Origin of the sequence: Bacillus sp. TH17 (assembly GCF_016651125.1) — a bacterium.
GTDB lineage: Bacteria > Bacillota > Bacilli > Bacillales > Bacillaceae_G > Bacillus_A > Bacillus_A mycoides.
In genome coordinates, this window is the sequence record NZ_JAEKEN010000001.1 from 2,899,841 (window position 1) to 2,916,375 (window position 16,535).

At 33.2% G+C, this 16,535-nt stretch carries 14 protein-coding genes and 3 pseudogenes; 5 read left to right on the forward strand and 12 right to left on the reverse strand.

Translation table 11 applies throughout. The features are described from left to right. Nucleotides 1-7: 7 nt before the first annotated feature. From JFT95_RS14775 to JFT95_RS14800, 6 genes and pseudogenes are all read right to left on the reverse strand, one after another. Complete coding sequence (locus JFT95_RS14775) at nt 8-829, reverse strand: MerR family transcriptional regulator (RefSeq protein WP_078205245.1); 822 nt, start codon at nt 827-829, stop codon at nt 8-10. Nucleotides 830-873: 44 nt separating this feature from the next. Then, on the reverse strand, nt 874-1,851 hold the full coding sequence (locus JFT95_RS14780) for an agmatine deiminase family protein (RefSeq protein ID WP_063218608.1): 978 nt from the start codon (nt 1,849-1,851) through the stop codon (nt 874-876). Nucleotides 1,852-2,080: 229 nt separating this feature from the next. After that, nucleotides 2,081-3,013: a bestrophin family protein gene (locus JFT95_RS14785; protein WP_201052672.1), complete on the reverse strand. Its 933-nt coding sequence runs from the start codon at nt 3,011-3,013 to the stop codon at nt 2,081-2,083. Nucleotides 3,014-3,191: 178 nt separating this feature from the next. Then, a pseudogene (psiE, locus tag JFT95_RS14790) lies at nt 3,192-3,609 on the reverse strand (phosphate-starvation-inducible protein PsiE). Nucleotides 3,610-3,785: 176 nt separating this feature from the next. Next, a complete protein-coding gene (locus JFT95_RS14795; RefSeq protein ID WP_002142629.1) occupies nt 3,786-4,949 on the reverse strand; it encodes an agmatine deiminase family protein in 1,164 nt (387 codons plus the stop codon). Nucleotides 4,950-5,234: 285 nt separating this feature from the next. Further along, nucleotides 5,235-6,362 (reverse strand): serine hydrolase domain-containing protein, encoded by a 1,128-nt coding sequence (locus JFT95_RS14800; protein ID WP_012261352.1) that lies wholly within the window; start codon nt 6,360-6,362, stop codon nt 5,235-5,237. A 261-nt stretch (nt 6,363-6,623) separates the two neighbouring features. Here JFT95_RS14800 and JFT95_RS14805 point away from each other — a divergent pair, with 261 nt between their 5' ends. After that, the gene (locus JFT95_RS14805) at nt 6,624-6,851 is read left to right on the forward strand and encodes a hypothetical protein (protein ID WP_201052673.1); all 228 of its coding nucleotides are present in this window, start codon (nt 6,624-6,626) and stop codon (nt 6,849-6,851) included. Nucleotides 6,852-6,945: 94 nt separating this feature from the next. On the opposite strand, the gene JFT95_RS14810 is transcribed toward JFT95_RS14805, so the two are convergent. Continuing rightward, on the reverse strand, nt 6,946-8,172 hold the full coding sequence (locus JFT95_RS14810; RefSeq protein ID WP_012261354.1) for an MFS transporter: 1,227 nt from the start codon (nt 8,170-8,172) through the stop codon (nt 6,946-6,948). A gap of 112 nt (nt 8,173-8,284) precedes the next feature. On the opposite strand from JFT95_RS14810, the gene JFT95_RS14815 reads away from it, so the two are divergent. The 3 genes and pseudogenes from JFT95_RS14815 to JFT95_RS14825 form a co-directional block, all read left to right on the forward strand. Continuing rightward, the gene (locus JFT95_RS14815; RefSeq protein WP_012261355.1) at nt 8,285-9,136 is read left to right on the forward strand and encodes a LysR family transcriptional regulator; all 852 of its coding nucleotides are present in this window, start codon (nt 8,285-8,287) and stop codon (nt 9,134-9,136) included. Beyond that, nucleotides 9,129-9,641: a DUF3916 domain-containing protein gene (locus JFT95_RS14820; RefSeq protein ID WP_012261356.1), complete on the forward strand. Its 513-nt coding sequence runs from the start codon at nt 9,129-9,131 to the stop codon at nt 9,639-9,641. The genes JFT95_RS14815 and JFT95_RS14820 overlap by 8 nt, the downstream gene beginning before the upstream one ends. Before the next feature lie 93 nt (nt 9,642-9,734). Then, a pseudogene (locus JFT95_RS14825) lies at nt 9,735-9,974 on the forward strand (hypothetical protein); the annotation flags it as partial. A gap of 57 nt (nt 9,975-10,031) precedes the next feature. Here JFT95_RS14825 and JFT95_RS14830 read toward each other — a convergent pair. The 5 genes and pseudogenes from JFT95_RS14830 to JFT95_RS14850 form a co-directional block, all read right to left on the reverse strand. Next, on the reverse strand, nt 10,032-10,295 hold the full coding sequence (locus JFT95_RS14830; protein ID WP_012261358.1) for a DUF4176 domain-containing protein: 264 nt from the start codon (nt 10,293-10,295) through the stop codon (nt 10,032-10,034). Between the two features lie 31 nt (nt 10,296-10,326). Beyond that, nucleotides 10,327-10,977 (reverse strand): hypothetical protein, encoded by a 651-nt coding sequence (locus tag JFT95_RS14835; protein ID WP_098168579.1) that lies wholly within the window; start codon nt 10,975-10,977, stop codon nt 10,327-10,329. Nucleotides 10,978-10,993: 16 nt separating this feature from the next. Beyond that, the gene (locus JFT95_RS14840) at nt 10,994-11,989 is read right to left on the reverse strand and encodes a WXG100 family type VII secretion target (RefSeq protein ID WP_012261360.1); all 996 of its coding nucleotides are present in this window, start codon (nt 11,987-11,989) and stop codon (nt 10,994-10,996) included. Next, nucleotides 11,986-12,788, reverse strand: a pseudogene (locus JFT95_RS29625) (hypothetical protein). The gene JFT95_RS14840 and the pseudogene JFT95_RS29625 overlap by 4 nt, the downstream one beginning before the upstream one ends. A gap of 244 nt (nt 12,789-13,032) precedes the next feature. Continuing rightward, a complete protein-coding gene (locus tag JFT95_RS14850; protein WP_201052677.1) occupies nt 13,033-14,652 on the reverse strand; it encodes an FAD-dependent oxidoreductase in 1,620 nt (539 codons plus the stop codon). A gap of 401 nt (nt 14,653-15,053) precedes the next feature. Here JFT95_RS14850 and JFT95_RS14855 point away from each other — a divergent pair, with 401 nt between their 5' ends. After that, a complete protein-coding gene (locus JFT95_RS14855; RefSeq protein WP_201052678.1) occupies nt 15,054-16,520 on the forward strand; it encodes a protein adenylyltransferase SelO in 1,467 nt (488 codons plus the stop codon). The last annotated feature ends 15 nt before the right edge of the window (nt 16,521-16,535 follow it).

The following is a 16,535-nucleotide window of genomic DNA, read 5'->3' on the forward strand; positions in this document are numbered from 1 at the left end:
CTTATTCTCAGTCTATTTTCATAACTAAAAAACAAATTTGTGTCACATACTCCTCTACTAAACAATCACATTCAGGTCCCTTTATGTAGACCTCATATGGTGAACCATCTATTACATAACCATTTCTTTCAATCCATTTTTCTAACGCAATATAAGCGTAGCCTATATAGTCATAACTTCCATAATGCATAGTAGTAACGATTTGATGTGGATTTAATTTTTTCATTTCATATTCTTGTACTACATCTTTATTGTTCCCATGCATGACCGGAATCCTTAATTCAACATCACTTTCATTTGGAATATACTCTTCATCATAAAAGACCGTAGAGGGCGAACCAACCATTTGTAAGTTATGCTTTTGTACTTTTTCATATAAGTCATAAAAATAATCATCCATATCATCTATATTTATTTGCAGTCTTTGGGCAATTACTGTTATTTCATTTCTCATTCCAATAAATATATCGTAATTTCTATGACAAGCAGTATTTAAAGCATGATTCATATTTACCATTTCATTCATTTCTGAAATAACCTGTAAATTTTGTTTCACCTCATGAGACAACTCTATAATTTGTGATTGCATATGTTTAATAAATGAATCTTGATCTGATGATTGAAGAATTATTTTAATTTTCGGTAAAGGGAACTTGTACTCCCTTAGCTTTTTAATTTTCAACGCTATTTCAAGCTGTCCTTGCTCATAATATCTATATCCATTTACCGGATTCACATATGCTGGTTTCAATATTTCCTCTTTATCATAATGCCTTAACATTCGTGTACTCATTTTACAAATCCGTGAAAATTCAGTAATTGTATACATATAAATACCCCTTGAATACATTTTCTTATATATAAGCTTATTTATTAAAACCAATCAAATATTTTTCTGATTGAAGAACCTTCATTCTGATCGTTCAGCCTTTTCATTTTTGAAGGTAACAAATGACTAGGACAATACCACGTTAAACAATTCATGGCGCCTCCCATTGTCGATATTTCTCCTACATGACTTTGAATAACTTGTTTCTCAGTATGCTGTTGAATATATCGTAAAACTTCCTCATCTTTAGCTAATCCAAACTTAGGAACGTAAAGCGTATCACATGTTTCTAACATATTTATATATAAACCTTTTGCTGACGCTATCTCTTCATCGTATTGACCCTTCTCTGTATATGACGAAGGAACAACTATAAATTCAGCCTCTGGCATTTGCTCTTGAATAATCTCTTGAACCTTATATCTAAATTCATGATCCCCTAAAAAATCACTAATAAACATTGTATGTTCATCAATAAATTTAACCATCCCGTCTGCGTGTGCAAGTACATCTCCCTCTTCAGCAGGAATAATAATAACCCGACTCACATCTAAATCCCATTCCAGTTGCTCTATAATTTCTTCTTCCGTCCAATCATAATTATCATCAAATATGCGTTCCGTTAATATAACGGTATCTTTTTTATTCCAAATAAGATTTCCACCGTCTAATATCAATGGAGATGTCACATATTCAAAGTCGTTCTTTTTCAACCATTTATTAAATTGTTGATCTAAATATCGTCCTTGATCTTTCGGTAAGTAATTTGGTTGATATTTGAATTTAACTAGATGATTTGTTACAACTGGTGCAACATCTCTTAGCCAAATATCATCATACTCAAAAAAGTTTGTATGAAAGTTTTGCTCTTCAACAGATAAAGATATAAGTTGATCGGTAAATGCTTTATTTTCATTTAAGTATTCATTAAAATAAATAATGTCTTCATAAAATGGTCGATAATATTCATTCGATTCATCTGGTATTGCAGTAAAAATAATGCCACTATGTTTTTGTTCCATATTACTTACCTCGCTTTTTAATAATGATTGAATAACTGTTTTCAATAAGCCAACTATTCCCCAATTCATTTCTCTTTTCATTACAATTTTTGAAACGTGCACATTTCATGAATGGATTATAGCACGGAGAAATATTATATATTTATATAAAAAATATAAAGCCGTCGTTAAGCCATAAACTGACTCTTGACAAGATTTTAAAACTTTAATCGCCGTACACAATGACGGATTAGATGATTTTTTTATCAAGATTCAAATCCATTACTTCTAACAGGGCGTTTTGATTATATAAATTCACTAAATGTGTTTCTACCCCTATGCAAATCCCTTCTAGCGGAAGATCGTTTGGATCTTGACCAAATGGATCCTCAATTTCAACCCCTATTGCTTCAATCCCTATAAATGCAAAACTTATGAACGTAGTTGCAAGTACTGTAAACCATCCAAGACTATCAACAAGACCAATCGATAAAGTCCCGCAAAATATGAGCAGTAAAATTTTAATATGAGCAAAATATGCAAAAGGAATAGGCGTTGTTTTGATCCGATCACATCCACCCACAGCCGTAAGCAGAGTATTCAAATCAGCTTCCATATTAATTATTGCATTTGGGTGAATTTGACCCGTTTTCAAACCTTTTGATAGTATAGTTTTTAACATAAAAACTATACTAATCGGTAAATGAATAGACTCAGCCAACATTTCTTTTTCCTTCTCAGAACAAATATCAAACAATGCTTTTATTTCGGATAAATCTTTTTCGTCTCTCAAATGTCCTTTCGCTACCTTTGGAAAAGCAATTAACAAATGTAAAAATTTTAATTTTTCCTGATCCGTCTTTTTCCCTTCAGACTCCCAATAACACAAAAAACTAACTGCCAAATTTCTAGTACAAGCACCAACCGTGCCAAATAACTTTCTACCTTCCCAATACCTATCATAGGCAGTGTTAGTACGAAAAACTAACAGTAGCCCTAAAGCTCCTCCAACAATTACCCAAGGAGTTTGATTAATTTTTATTTCTACATAATAATAATTAATCACAGTTACTATCGTTGAAATACATATATATAATAAAATTTGCGGGAAAATATCTCTTATAACTGTTCCCTTTAATGTAAATATTTGATGTAAACTATTTTGATTATTGTAATGAACCATATTTACAAAAACCTCTTTCCTTATTAACCTTTTATTCTTTTAAATTATGAAAGTATACAATTAAATAGTAGAATCATAAACCCTATTATTATAAAACTGGTTAAGATTATTTCTTTCAATACTATTACTCCTTTTTATCAAAAGATAAAACATCTTTTTTGATTTAAACAACAAACGTTCACTCTTCTAAATCACGACGCATTATTTTAGAATTTGCAATGAATAAAGCACTAATTAATACAAGAATCGCGCAAGCATATATCAATGAATCCATTGGACTATCATGGTCTATAATAATTAGACGAACAATAGCCGTAATACCTATATATATAAAATAACGTAATGGAAAATGAAAGTTCCTTTGAAAATACTTTATAATCATTACGATGAATTCAAAATATAAAAAATACGACAATGCTATCAATTAAATGATAACTAGATTCCTCACTATTTAATTTAAGTTCTTGTATAAATTGAATGACTTCTTTCATAAGAAACACACTTAAAACAATTCCCAAACAGATCAAAGCTACATTTATAATGTACTGTAGAACGATAGGAAAAAACGAAAATACTCTTTTAAAATTCTTTAACACAAACATTTTTCTCCTTTTCCATATAAAACAATAATGACAATATAGTTTTATTTAATTATCGTTACATTAAAATTATGCATTACTATCTTGTTACAGATGTTAAAACAAGACAAAATAAGTAAAGATAGCATTTCACCTATTTTGTCTATAAAGCAACATAACGAAACTATAATCGATTACTTCAATTGAATCGGTTGTTGCTGTGTCACACAATGGATCATTCCGCCATTTTTATAAAGCTCTCTCACATCAATTCCCACTACTTTACGATCCGGGTATAATTTCTGAATCGTATCATTTGCGATTTTGTCATTTGGATCATTATAGTTAGGCACCAATATAACTGTATTCCCAACATAATAATTGATATATGACCCCTTATAATCTAAAGTTTTTCCACCTTCTAAAGTAACTTTATCTTTACTAAGCGGTAAGTATTCGTACTTATATTTCTGTCCTGAAGCATTTTTTGCATCTAACAATTTATCCATATCTTTGTTTGACAAGCCCCATTCAGCCAAGTCATCTTCTGCCATCGTTACGATTGTAGATTTATCATGGAATTTAGCAAATCCATCAATATGAAAATCAGTAATATCTAAATTAGGCACTCCATCTAACCAAATAAAGTTTGTCACCCCAAGGTCACTTATATATTTTTCAATTTCCGCTTCTGATAAATCAGGATTTCTATTTTTATTCGTTACTGCGCTTCGAGTTAATAAAGCAGTCCCATTGCTGTCTAATTCAATTGCGCCACCTTCAAGGACAAACTTCCCCCAATCAATTCTTTCAATCCCTAATTGTTTACTAACATTCTCACGTATACGGGCATCATTTTTATATGGAGTTTTCTTTCCCCAACCATTAAATGCTGGATCTAATATTTTCAGATTTTTATTATTGTCATAAACAAAAATCGGTCCACTATCTCTTGCCCACACATCATCAGTAGGAGCGATAAAGAAATCAACTTTATCCATATTCAGCCCTTTATCTATTAAAAGCTTATTGATTCGCTCTTTCTCTTCCTCATCATATGCAACAATGTGGACTTTTTCACCCTCAGTTAAAGCACTTGCCATCTTAATCCAAATAGGTTCAACTTCTTGTTTATACTCTTGACCATATGTGTATTCATGAGGCCATTGTAGCCAGGTACCTTCATGTTTATCTTTTTCATCCGGCATCGTATATTTTCCAGCGTTTTTCTGTACCTCTACTTTTTTATCCTCTTTCTCTTTCCCTTTGGCATTTTCATTATTCCCTTCAAAAGAACATCCACTAATAATCGTTGTAGATAATGTAGCTATTAAACAAAACTTTACTATTTTTTTCATTTTTCAACCTCCTGTTCATGTCTACAATACTGTAAGGCTTAACATAGTGTGAAGCTCAAGCTTTTTCATCAATGTAAAAATTACCAATTATTCTTCCGCATGATAATCACATAATTTCAATACAAATAGATGACATTCACAAAATACACTTCCTATATTTAACATCCATATCATTTAACTTCCTTCATAAATTTATTCTAATACTAATCCCCTCTCATACATGCTTGTTCACTAAATAAAAAAATCGGTATTGATAATTTTATATCAATACCGATTTTTAAATAATTATTTTCCTTCTATTAAATCATTCGCTAATTTCCTAAACTCTTGATTAAATGTATCATTCATACCATTTTGTACGTTAGAGAATAATATTACAAACGTTCTTTTATCCCAGTTAAAATTATTAAAAGTGTTCCAGCCAGCTAATACACCGTGGTTATGATAATAATCTGGGTAAATATAGAAGCTAAATCCATATTTTCTCGCAGGTGATACTGTAAACATATCTGATAAGCTTTGTTTAGAAATCAGCTTTCCATCCATAATAGCCTCATCTAATCTTTTCATATCTTCAACGGTCGTATACATTTCACCACAACCATACAGCCAGTTCATTTTTAAGCGGGGGGTAGCTATTAACTCATTATCTTTTTTCGTGTAACCTTCTGCTAAGAAAATATCTTCAGGGAGAGTTGCACCCATACCAGATTCATTCATTTCAACAGGAGTAAAAATGTTTTCTTTCACATATTCAGCAAGCGGTTTATTCGATATCTTTTCTACAATATACGCAAGCACCATATAATTATAATCTGTATATTTCCATCCTGTCCCTGCAGGAAATTGCAACTTTTGCGCTCCAATCCACGTTACTAACTTTAAACGTGATGCCGCATCAACACTACCTTGTCCCTGATCTGGTAACCCGGACGTATGTGTTAACAAATTTCGTAACGTAATGTTTTTATCTGCTGGAAACGATGGAATATACTTATTTACATTGTCTTCAATATTCAATTTCCCTTTTTCTCTTAGCTGTAATATAGATATTGCAACTACTGTTTTCGTTATGGAACCGATGCGATATTTTGTTCTTGGCGTTGTTAAAACTTTATCTTTTACATTCGCATACCCGTAGCCTTTTCGTAAAACCACATTATTTTTATCCGTTACGAGAACCGTCCCGTTAAATCCTTTATCTTTTAAATATTGATCGAGTTTCGTTGCTGCACTATCATAACGTTTTTGCTGATTCGCATCAACTTTCGATTGAACATTTCCAACTTTATCCTCAAAATTTGAAAATGCCTTCAAACTGTATTTCTTTTCTTTATTTGCATGTATAAGTGCAGCGACACTCCCACAAAAAATAGCAAAAACAAAGAAAGCGATTAACCATTTCTTAAACATATGGGAACCCTCTTTTATCTAGTTTCACTTTATACTTTTCCATTCTATTCTATATCTTTTAGTTTTTAAATATCTTATAATCTATCTACTCTATTATTCCTCATAGTAAACTAGATTCCTTTTTCTAACGTTCAAATTTTAACTACTCTCTATTGTAGTTCTTTTTTACAAAATTTCCACCTTACAATCGGATACATCCAACTTTAATTTTAATTTTTTATGTAACATTCGTTACACATTAACAAGAATGGAGCCGTTAATTTGAAAAAGACCGATAAGCGCAATCGTTTAGATGATATGATGTTTCATTATCGAGTAACAAAAAACAATATAGCTTCAATTGAATATTACAGAAAACAGATTATAATTTTAAAAGGAAATGATGCTGAAAAATTTTTAAACAAAATAAATCGGGCAAGTAACGAAAAAGAAAAACAGCTTATTATGGCTAAAATTACAGGTAATTTCAAAAGAGGAAATGAGCGTTAATGAAAACGAATCTCATTTATAACTTGATTATACAACATATTAAAAAAGAAATGTCACTCCCACGACATTTCTTTAGATTTTCTTCATAAAAGATTTACATTTTTAATATTCGTTTACTTTTACATAAACTCACTGCTGAAACGCTTAGTAATGCAGCTATCCCCATCCATGCATATGTGTAGCCTTTTCCATCTACTATATAACCAAACAAAGCAGGCGCAAAGATAATAGCAATTTGATTAAGCGTAAGCGCAAAGCTCACTGTTACACCTACCAATTCCTCACTTGCAGACTCAGCAACTTCAACCATAAAAAGACTAAACCAACCGATCGCAAAGAACCCTAGCAGTCCGCTCATCACAAACAATGCCTCAAGTGTCATTGTGTTTATACTCATTACAACAACTAAAATTAAGCAAAAAGAAATACATACAGTTATTAATAAAGGTGTACGACGATCACCTTTGTAATATGTATCACTTATTGTAGCTAATATAATTCGCCCAACCATTCCTGCAACTAGCATAACTGAAAATACTTTCCCTGCTACAATAGGTGTTATCGATTTTTCAATGACTAAAAATTTTATAAAATGTCCGACTAATATCATTTGTAAAGAACTCATGCAAATACCTGTAATAAAAATTGGATACAGCTCTTTTTTACATATCACCTTTTTTAATTGCATCCAAAAAGAAAGCCTTACATCTTCTCGGCTCGTGTGTTCTCGTACGTACGATTCCTTATAAAATATGAAAAACAATAACCCACCTATTATACATATAGTCGCAATAACATTTATCGTATAAGATAAACTAAATTTAAGTGTAAGCAAAGGGATCGTTACGCCTGCTAACGCCCCGCCAATAGGTATACCAGCTTGCCGTATTCCCATAGCTAATCCGCGCATTTCTTTCGGAAACCATTTCAAGATTACTTTACTTCCCCCTGGCTGGGATACGCTATAAAAAGTTCCTATTAAAAGAAGGACAAATAATAGCCCAATAAATCCCCTTGCCATATGAGCAAGTAAAAGCGCCCCGCCAAGTAATACAGCGCTCACTCCAATTAATATTCTTTCGTTATATCGATCAAGTAACCTTCCGGCAAAAAGCATACAAAACAGCGGACCAATATTTACAGCGCTTATTAACAACCCAACCTGCATATTCGAAAGTGCATATTTCTGTTTCCAAAATAACGCGAGTACCCCTACTCCATATGTTATAAGTGTTGCACTTGCCTGTACTACCGTTGCCAAAGTTAACATGATCCATTTATTAGAACTACTGCATTTTTCAATTTTTTCTTCACTTATCAACGTTATCTCCCCCATATCTCTTTCATTGTATGAAGGTTCTGATATCATGTAAAATAAGTGTTAATAATAGAATTCATCAAAAAAATTGATACCTTTTTCGGGGTGATAATAAATGGACATAAAAGATTTAACGGTTTTTTACGAAGTTGCGACAGTAGGAAATATATCTCATGCTGCTAAAAACTTAAACTATGTACAATCAGGTGTAACGATGCGTATAAAACAACTAGAAAATGAATTAGGCGCACTATTATTTTATCGAAACGGTAAAGGTGTTTCTTTAACTTCAAACGGGGAAATTTTATTAACATACGCAAAGAAAATCATCCACTTAATGGACCAATCTGTTAAAGCTGTTCAAAGTAACGAAACCCATCCGAAAGGCACGTTAAAAATCGGGTGCACAGAATCGACAACAGCCGTTCGTCTCCCGCCCATATTAACGACCTATTATGAAAAGTATCCAGAAGTTGAATTGATTCTAGAAACAAACACGACAGACCAATTAACTCAGCTCGTTTTAGAGCGAAAACTAGACGGGGCTCTTATCGCTGGAAATATTCAGCATACTGAACTTCATACACTTTCATTTCGAGAAGAAGAACTCGTTCTCATTAGCAAGACTCCTCTATCTTCCTTTAAAACAATAGAAGAACTGAATTTACTCGCTTTTAGTCAAGGTTGTTATTACAGAAGACTATTAGAAAACTGGCTTCAAGAAGAAGGGATTTCACCTAAAAGAATACTAGAGTTCGGAACAATTGAAGCAATACTTGCATGTGTAAAATCAGGTATGGGTACGGCTATTATGCTGAAATCTATTATTCCAGATTACGAACATGGTTTATCTTTAAATACATTACCAAATCACTTTAGAAAGGTTCCTACTACCTTTATTATTCGAAAAGATATTTTCCACTCAGCTGCCTTGCAAAAATTTATGGAGATGATCAACAATGCGTGAAAAGAAAATACGCGGAATGAAACGAAAAACAAAAACTCTTATAAAAAGAATTGAAGACGCCACTAAAGCATTTCCATCTACTTTCTATAACGATGAATACTGGCATATGCCTTTACCAGGCTCTCAAGCTTTTATCGATTCTAGTACAACACCTAGGAAAGTAAAGCGATTGTGCATTCAAACCCTGTTAAATCAAGCGAATCAATTAATGACAATGAAACCGAACGATACAAATACATATCGAGTCGTTGTTATGATCAAAATAGCAAGCTTATGGAACTCACAAATCATCATATTTAAAAACGATGACTACTTTCAAAATTTTTTCAATAGAGATAACGAATTTCAAAAATGGATTCCCCTCTCCAATGCTTCCGACTTCGGGCATGAATGGAAAATATCAATTTCTAACAGTGTCCAAACATTGCATTTCCAAGAGATAATCAAGGATGAAGATGGATTTTATGATGAAGGAGAACTTTTGTTTATAGGAGAGTTATCATAAAAGGGGAACTGTCAAATGAAAAACTTCCCTTTTTCCACTAAACAACATCGCTATATAATGAATTTAACATTTCACTATATAGGAGGTTTTCATATGGTAATCCCTAAATACCCTGAAGTCCCACATCTTACGAAAAAACAAATTGAAGAAATAACCGAAATCGCTTTCCTAAAAGAATCAACACCACAACAGTGTGATGCAATTTTCGTTTTCGGTGGTTCCCATCCTGGTAATTGGCAAGCTCCTTTACATGCTTATCAACAAGGTTTAGGTGCACAAATTATCGTCACAGGTGGTACTAGTTTACATGGAATGAAACATCCAAACTGGAATTAAGGAATAATGTAAAAAAAACTGCTTATTTAAACAGTTTTTTTACATTATTTCTTATTATATTTTAGACAATACATTTTCTTGAAAAGTACGTTCTTCTTGATCTTCATATCCGGTTGAAACAACTTCTTGAATATCATCATGGTTAAATAAATATGTGAAATCTGGATTCAGATAGCCTTCTGGATAAGGACACCCCATATAATCGAACTTCCTTACCTCATCCGTTTCTACTTGTTGTTTCCGCCCGAAAATCATGAGTTTCTTTGTACCTTCTTTTAAAATTACAATAGAGCCTATAGGAAAAAGTTGCGAATTCATTGTATGGCCCCTCCTTATTAATTGTTTTTCACTAAGAATTTAAGGAACCTAGCTTGGCTTTCCGCTTCTTTAAATCGATATATATACATATATACGCTCCGGATATACTAAACACAACAGCAAATAAAGAAAAGACTAAAATTAAGACCGTCGCTAAAGCATTTTGTGATAATGAACCTATACATATCTGTCCAATAATATATCCCAATCCTGAAAAATAAACAATTGGAGAAATTTTTATATTTCCATTTTCTTCATTGTTTAATCGCTTTAAAAAACTTTTCATTCCAATAGAAATCAATTTATAATTTGTAAAAATGTAAAGCAAAAAAGTAACAATAAAAAACAGAGGTGTTTCAATTTTAATAAAAGTATATGCAAGCTTTTGAATCACTATAAAGCTTCCAAAAGAAAAAGTTATTCCCATAAATCCATTATATAAAATGTGTACCAACCTTGGCTCATTTGGTTTACAAAAAAATACCCATACCCCCCATATATTAGCAGTCAAAAGAAAAGGTAAAATTATATATAAGTATATGGTAAAGGTTGGAGGAAATAAAAATGGGGTTAAAATCATAAAATTAATAACTACCCACACCATAACGACACTCGATCTTACACTGCCAGGCATCAATTTCCGAATAATTTGTTCTGTGCTTTTTCCGTGGTATTTTTCCATATTAATCTCCCAAAAACTAAAAAATTTTATCTAAAGCTGCTCCGATTCCAGATTTAACTCTATCTTTTATCGAATCCTGTTTACCATCATGATTCCAATCACCTTTGTTAAACTTAATTCCATCTGTTATTATACTAGCTCCTATAGAAACACCAAAGCCAATACAAGCTCCAGCAACAGTTCCGATTGGACCTCCCAAAAAAGTTCCAACCAATGCACCTGCTTTGGCTCCCGCAAAGGCACTTACAGCAGTTGTACCAACCCCGATTGCTGCATCACCAATAATATCACCAGCTATCTTAGTTTTTGACGCTTTATTTTCAATATTTTCCTTTGTATCATTAATTACATCCCATCCTACAGCTGCATAGCCTAAAACATTTGTTTTTAATTTCAATGAATCTTTAAGAATTTCTTTTGGTGATAAAACATGTCTTTTTACATCGTCTATTTGCTTTACTTCGGCTAAAGGTAATTTTGTACGCCTTATCACATTAAGTCCATTTTTATCCTTTAGTACGGTGCGATTTTGAAATCTTACCATTTCTTTTCCTTTTCTATCTGTGTAGGGTGTTACACGCAAGCCTTTATTATGTAAAGATGCCAATTTGTAGGCAGCTGCACCTTCCGTTACGGTACCCAGTAAAGTAAATGAAGACCCTGCAGGGTTATCTTTCCAATCACCAATATCGCCACCAAACGGTGCAAACCAATTTATCTCAATTGCTTCTTCTCCATATGAAACTTCTTGTTGATCAGCCTTCTCAAAACGATCAGCAGCTTTTCTTAATGAATCACTATGTTCTTTTAAAACGGTCGTTATAGTAGCTAACATGGATCCTGCGTATTGGGATTGATTTAACACAGCATCTCTTCCAGATATTTGGAAAGGTAGATCAAATAACTGCTGATTGATACGTTGATATGTTTCAGATAGCTCATGAGCTGTTTGTTCTATATTAGAAGCCAGTTTCCTTAAATGGTCAGGAGTAACCTTAATTTCACCGCTCACCTTGTTTTACCGCCTAATGATTTAAGATAAAGTACCATTTTCTTTATCTCTTCAGTAATTGTAAAGGTATCAAGGCAAATAAAATTCGTTTGTGTTTGCTCATTATCTAAAACTTTTTGGATTAGCCAATATTGGTTTTGACTATATAAAAACTGAATACAGTCTGTAGACCATGAGTCCTTTATATAATAATGAACTTGAACAGTATTTAACTCTTCACGATTATGTATAATGTTTGCTAACTCTAAGGAAGCTTCATCATCTAAGTAAAATTTCAAGTAATCTACTAATTGCTTGTTTGATTGATTTAAAATGTTTTCTTTATATGCAGAAGAAGGGATTTTAAATGTATAATTTGGACGAGAGAAAGTATTTTTAGGCTGTAATGCTTGATATATAAATTGCCAAGCTACATCTGGTGTCCCGCATTCTTTAAATGTACATTGTTTATCACCGTTATCATCTGTTATTACATTTTGTATAACTTTTTTTCACTAAAATAGAAAATGTTTTTTTCTAAAGCGTTGTTTTTACTTATCTGTACTTCAATAACAAATCCTGTAGTTAAACAAATGCGAAAATATTCTAAAAGTTGTTTGTTGCATAATGTTTCATCTTCTTTTATTATGAGCAGTTCTTCGTTTGTCCAATTCTCGTGCATTACATCTAATTCTTTGTCTATTTCCTCATCTGACCAATTTTCAAAGGGGTTCTCAATTCCAATCATAGTTTCACGGTCAAACATACCAGTTAATACATATACTTCTTTACTTGATAAAATAAGAGGTTCAATAGTCAAATAGTCCCACTCCCTAGCGTAATATGTAATCCCTAAGAAATATAATACAATAAAAAAATGGTCCAATCTAGTAATAGTCAACACTTAAAACTAAAAACTAAAAAAATTCTAATAAAAACAAAAAGAAAGGGGATTAATTCAAATATATTTTTATAATAATAATGTCTCTTCACTACATAATTTTTATTTTGTAAGCTAAAAAATAGAAGTATTGTCCCATATAGGACAATACTTCCGTAGTTACTTAAAAGTCACCTAATAAATTATCCATTACCTCTCCAAGCACTACATCTGGATTTACTACCTCTTTTTCCGAACGCCATCCTATAAAGCCATCTGGTCTAATTAATACAGCTCCTCCATTCTCCATCCCATATATTTCATTAAAAACATCTTCTTGAGTAATAAAGTCTCCACTTAAACCAACGCGATACACTTTTATATTTACTCTTAGCTTAGATGAAACATCATGTACACCTTTGGCCCAAGCACTATTTTCTACTCCAGTAAATAACACAAAATCGTTACCTAATAAATCAAGTATCGAAACTTCTTTTCCATCATACGTTCCCCAAAAGTGTGGTGCTCGCGTGCCAGGTCTTCCGTTAAACTCTACGATATCCATTCTATGTGGAATAGTGCATTTATCTATAATCGCTTGTGAACAATACTGATACCCAGCAGTTACAGCTAAACCGTCCATATTATTCAAACTGCCTACCTCTCTATTCGCAGCACGAAATAATAAACTACTCGCATAATCCGTGGTTAATTTTGCAACTGGATATCTCTCTTCATGATATGTTTCTAGCAATTTTGGCTTTGCTTTCCCTTTTATAACAGCAGCTAATTTCCAAGCTAAATTATGCGCATCTTGTATTCCTGTATTTGAACCAAATCCCCCTGTTGGCGGCATAATATGTGCAGAATCACCAACTAAAAAAGTGCGATTATCTTGAAATTTTACCGCTGTACTTTCACTCGCTTCCCACGGTAAAACACTTAATATTTCTGGTTCAACATTTGTACTTCCAATTGCTGTTTGAATAATTTGTTTACAGCGTTCTATAGAGAAATCCTCTAATCGTTCCCCTTTTATTGGATCATAAGCTACATGATAAATCCATTTTCTTACGTTATCGACTGGAATGAGCGCACCAAGAACCTCCGGATGAAGTACCATAGAAAAACCAAATGCATCTCCTTGTATAAACTCACTTAAATCAGCTTCAAAATAAATATTCATATAATAGCCACCGATTGTACCTCGCCCCTCGGTACTTATCCCTAGCTGCTCACGTATTTTACTTTTCGCTCCATCTGCTGCGATTACATAGTCACAATGAACAACGCTCTCTTTTTCCGTGTCACGATCTCGAATCGTTGCTATTACTCCGTTTTCCTTTTGTTCAAATGAAACTAATTCATGATAATAAGATAGTTGCCCACCTAATGTTTTCGCTTCTAGTAACATCATCTCTTCTAAAATAATTTGATAACAAGCCGTTTGTTTTGATGGACTAATCTCTTCTATTTTTTGAAGTAACTTTTCATCGTTTCCATACTGAGCGGTCCTCATTTTTGCCAATTCTTCCTTTTCCACCTCAGCTATTGTATGAACTGCTAGTCTTCCTCGGCAATTTTCTAATGCTTTACCCGCTGATTTAATTCTTTGTTCTAAACCTAATTCTCGAAATAACTCCATCGTACGAAAAGTGATTCCACCTGCTTTTGGATGAATTGCAGTAGTCGGGTGCCTTTCAATCAGTAAATAATCAATTTTATGTTTTGCAAGGAATAAAGCAGATGCTAATCCTGATAATCCTCCTCCAACAATTAAAACTGGTATATAATTCGATTTCATATATTTCCCCTCCACATCATTGTTCTGAGCTCAGTGACATAAATATAATCAAAAAAACAACAAAAATATAGACTTATATTTCATTTTGAATTATCATATAGATAGATTACGACCCAAATTTCTTTTTTCCTTTTATACATCTACAACTATAAGGACTGTGTATGAATAAAAGGAAAAAAACAAAAAGAGCCTTCGTTATATAACGAAGGCTCTTTTTGTTTTTTTGACAGTTAAATGGACACAATGTAATGAAGTCCTTACAATAGATTTCAAGGGGATCTTTCAAAATAAACGTATAATATTTTTAATTAACCTCACACAGAATACATATAAGTACAAGAGAATAATTAAAAACCAATTACAATTCAAATTTCTAAAATACACAAAAAGGAGGAGATACGATGACTAATAAAAACGAAACTGGTTGGAATTTAGAGAGTAGTTATACTGACCTGCCCAAATCATTTTTCACCGAAATCCCCCCAACTCCTGTACACTCACCGGAGTTAATTAAACTAAATAATTCTTTAGCAATATCTCTTGGCTTTAATCCTGAGGAACTAAAAAAGGACGCTGAAATCGCCATTTTAGCTGGTAATACTATTCCAGAAGGAGCTCATCCACTAGCTCAAGCGTATGCTGGGCACCAATTTGGTCATTTCAACGTGTTAGGAGATGGTCGTGCCCTTTTAATTGGAGAACAAATTACTCCTTCAGGCGAACGGTTTGATATTCAATTGAAAGGTTCCGGTCCAACTCCATATTCACGCCGCGGTGATGGTCGTGCTGCACTCGGTCCAATGCTACGTGAGTATATTATTAGTGAAGCGATGTACGCGCTTGATATTCCAACTACTCGCAGTTTAGCAGTAGTCTCAACTGGCGAACCAATCTATCGCGAAACGAAGTTACCTGGAGCTATTTTAACTAGAGTTGCAAGCAGTCATATACGCGTTGGAACATTCCAATACGCCGCAGCTCGAGGCTCAATCGAAGATCTCAAAGCTTTAGCTGATTATACGATAAAAAGACATTATCCAGAGGTTGAATCTACTGAAAATCCATATGTCGCACTACTACAAGAAGTCATTAAGAGACAAGCAAGCCTTATCGCAAAATGGCAACTCGTTGGCTTCATTCACGGCGTAATGAACACTGACAATATAACGATTAGCGGTGAAACGATTGATTACGGTCCATGTGCCTTTATGGATAGTTATAATCAAGGAACAGTATTTAGCTCTATTGACACACAAGGCCGTTATGCATACGGAAATCAACCATATATGGCTGCATGGGATCTCGCACGTTTAGCTGAATCTTTAATACCGATACTACATGAAGATGAAGAAGAAGCACTAAAAATTGCACAAGATGAAATTTCAAAGTTCAGTGTGCAGTACGAAAACAATTGGTTCCTCGGAATAAAGAAGAAATTAGGACTATTTAGCAATGAAGAGCATGATCAATCCCTTATTGAGAAACTTTTAAAAGCAATGGAAAAATATAAAGCAGATTATACAAATACATTCCGTGCATTAACTGACAATATATTAGAAAATGCACCTTTATTTAAAAGTCCTGAATTTAAAGAATGGTACGAGCTATGGCAATCTCGGTTAGAAAGACAAAAAGAATCGAAAGATGATGCATACAAATTAATGAAAAATAACAACCCAGTAATCATCCCTCGAAACCACCGAGTAGAAGAAGCACTAGAAGCAGCTGTTAAAGATGGAGACTATAGCGTAATGGAGAAACTTCTTCAAGCTTTAGCAAATCCTTATGAATATTCTCAAGAACAAGCGGATTACTGCACGCCTCCTGTGCCGTCGAATCGTCCTTATCGGACTTTTTGCGGGACGTGATTTAGAGCACTAAGA

What these genes read in the sequence shown, in the direction of transcription:
- JFT95_RS14775 (WP_078205245.1), bottom strand. Translation starts at nt 829, where the DNA reads ATGTATACAATTACTGAATTTTCACGGATTTGTAAAATGAGTACACGA.
- JFT95_RS14780 (WP_063218608.1), bottom strand. Translation starts at nt 1,851, where the DNA reads ATGGAACAAAAACATAGTGGCATTATTTTTACTGCAATACCAGATGAA.
- JFT95_RS14785 (WP_201052672.1), bottom strand. Translation starts at nt 3,013, where the DNA reads ATGGTTCATTACAATAATCAAAATAGTTTACATCAAATATTTACATTA.
- JFT95_RS14795 (WP_002142629.1), bottom strand. Translation starts at nt 4,949, where the DNA reads ATGAAAAAAATAGTAAAGTTTTGTTTAATAGCTACATTATCTACAACG.
- JFT95_RS14800 (WP_012261352.1), bottom strand. Translation starts at nt 6,362, where the DNA reads ATGTTTAAGAAATGGTTAATCGCTTTCTTTGTTTTTGCTATTTTTTGT.
- JFT95_RS14815 (WP_012261355.1), top strand. Translation starts at nt 8,285, where the DNA reads ATGGACATAAAAGATTTAACGGTTTTTTACGAAGTTGCGACAGTAGGA.
- JFT95_RS14820 (WP_012261356.1), top strand. Translation starts at nt 9,129, where the DNA reads ATGCGTGAAAAGAAAATACGCGGAATGAAACGAAAAACAAAAACTCTT.
- JFT95_RS14830 (WP_012261358.1), bottom strand. Translation starts at nt 10,295, where the DNA reads ATGAATTCGCAACTTTTTCCTATAGGCTCTATTGTAATTTTAAAAGAA.
- JFT95_RS14835 (WP_098168579.1), bottom strand. Translation starts at nt 10,977, where the DNA reads ATGGAAAAATACCACGGAAAAAGCACAGAACAAATTATTCGGAAATTG.
- JFT95_RS14850 (WP_201052677.1), bottom strand. Translation starts at nt 14,652, where the DNA reads ATGAAATCGAATTATATACCAGTTTTAATTGTTGGAGGAGGATTATCA.
- JFT95_RS14855 (WP_201052678.1), top strand. Translation starts at nt 15,054, where the DNA reads ATGACTAATAAAAACGAAACTGGTTGGAATTTAGAGAGTAGTTATACT.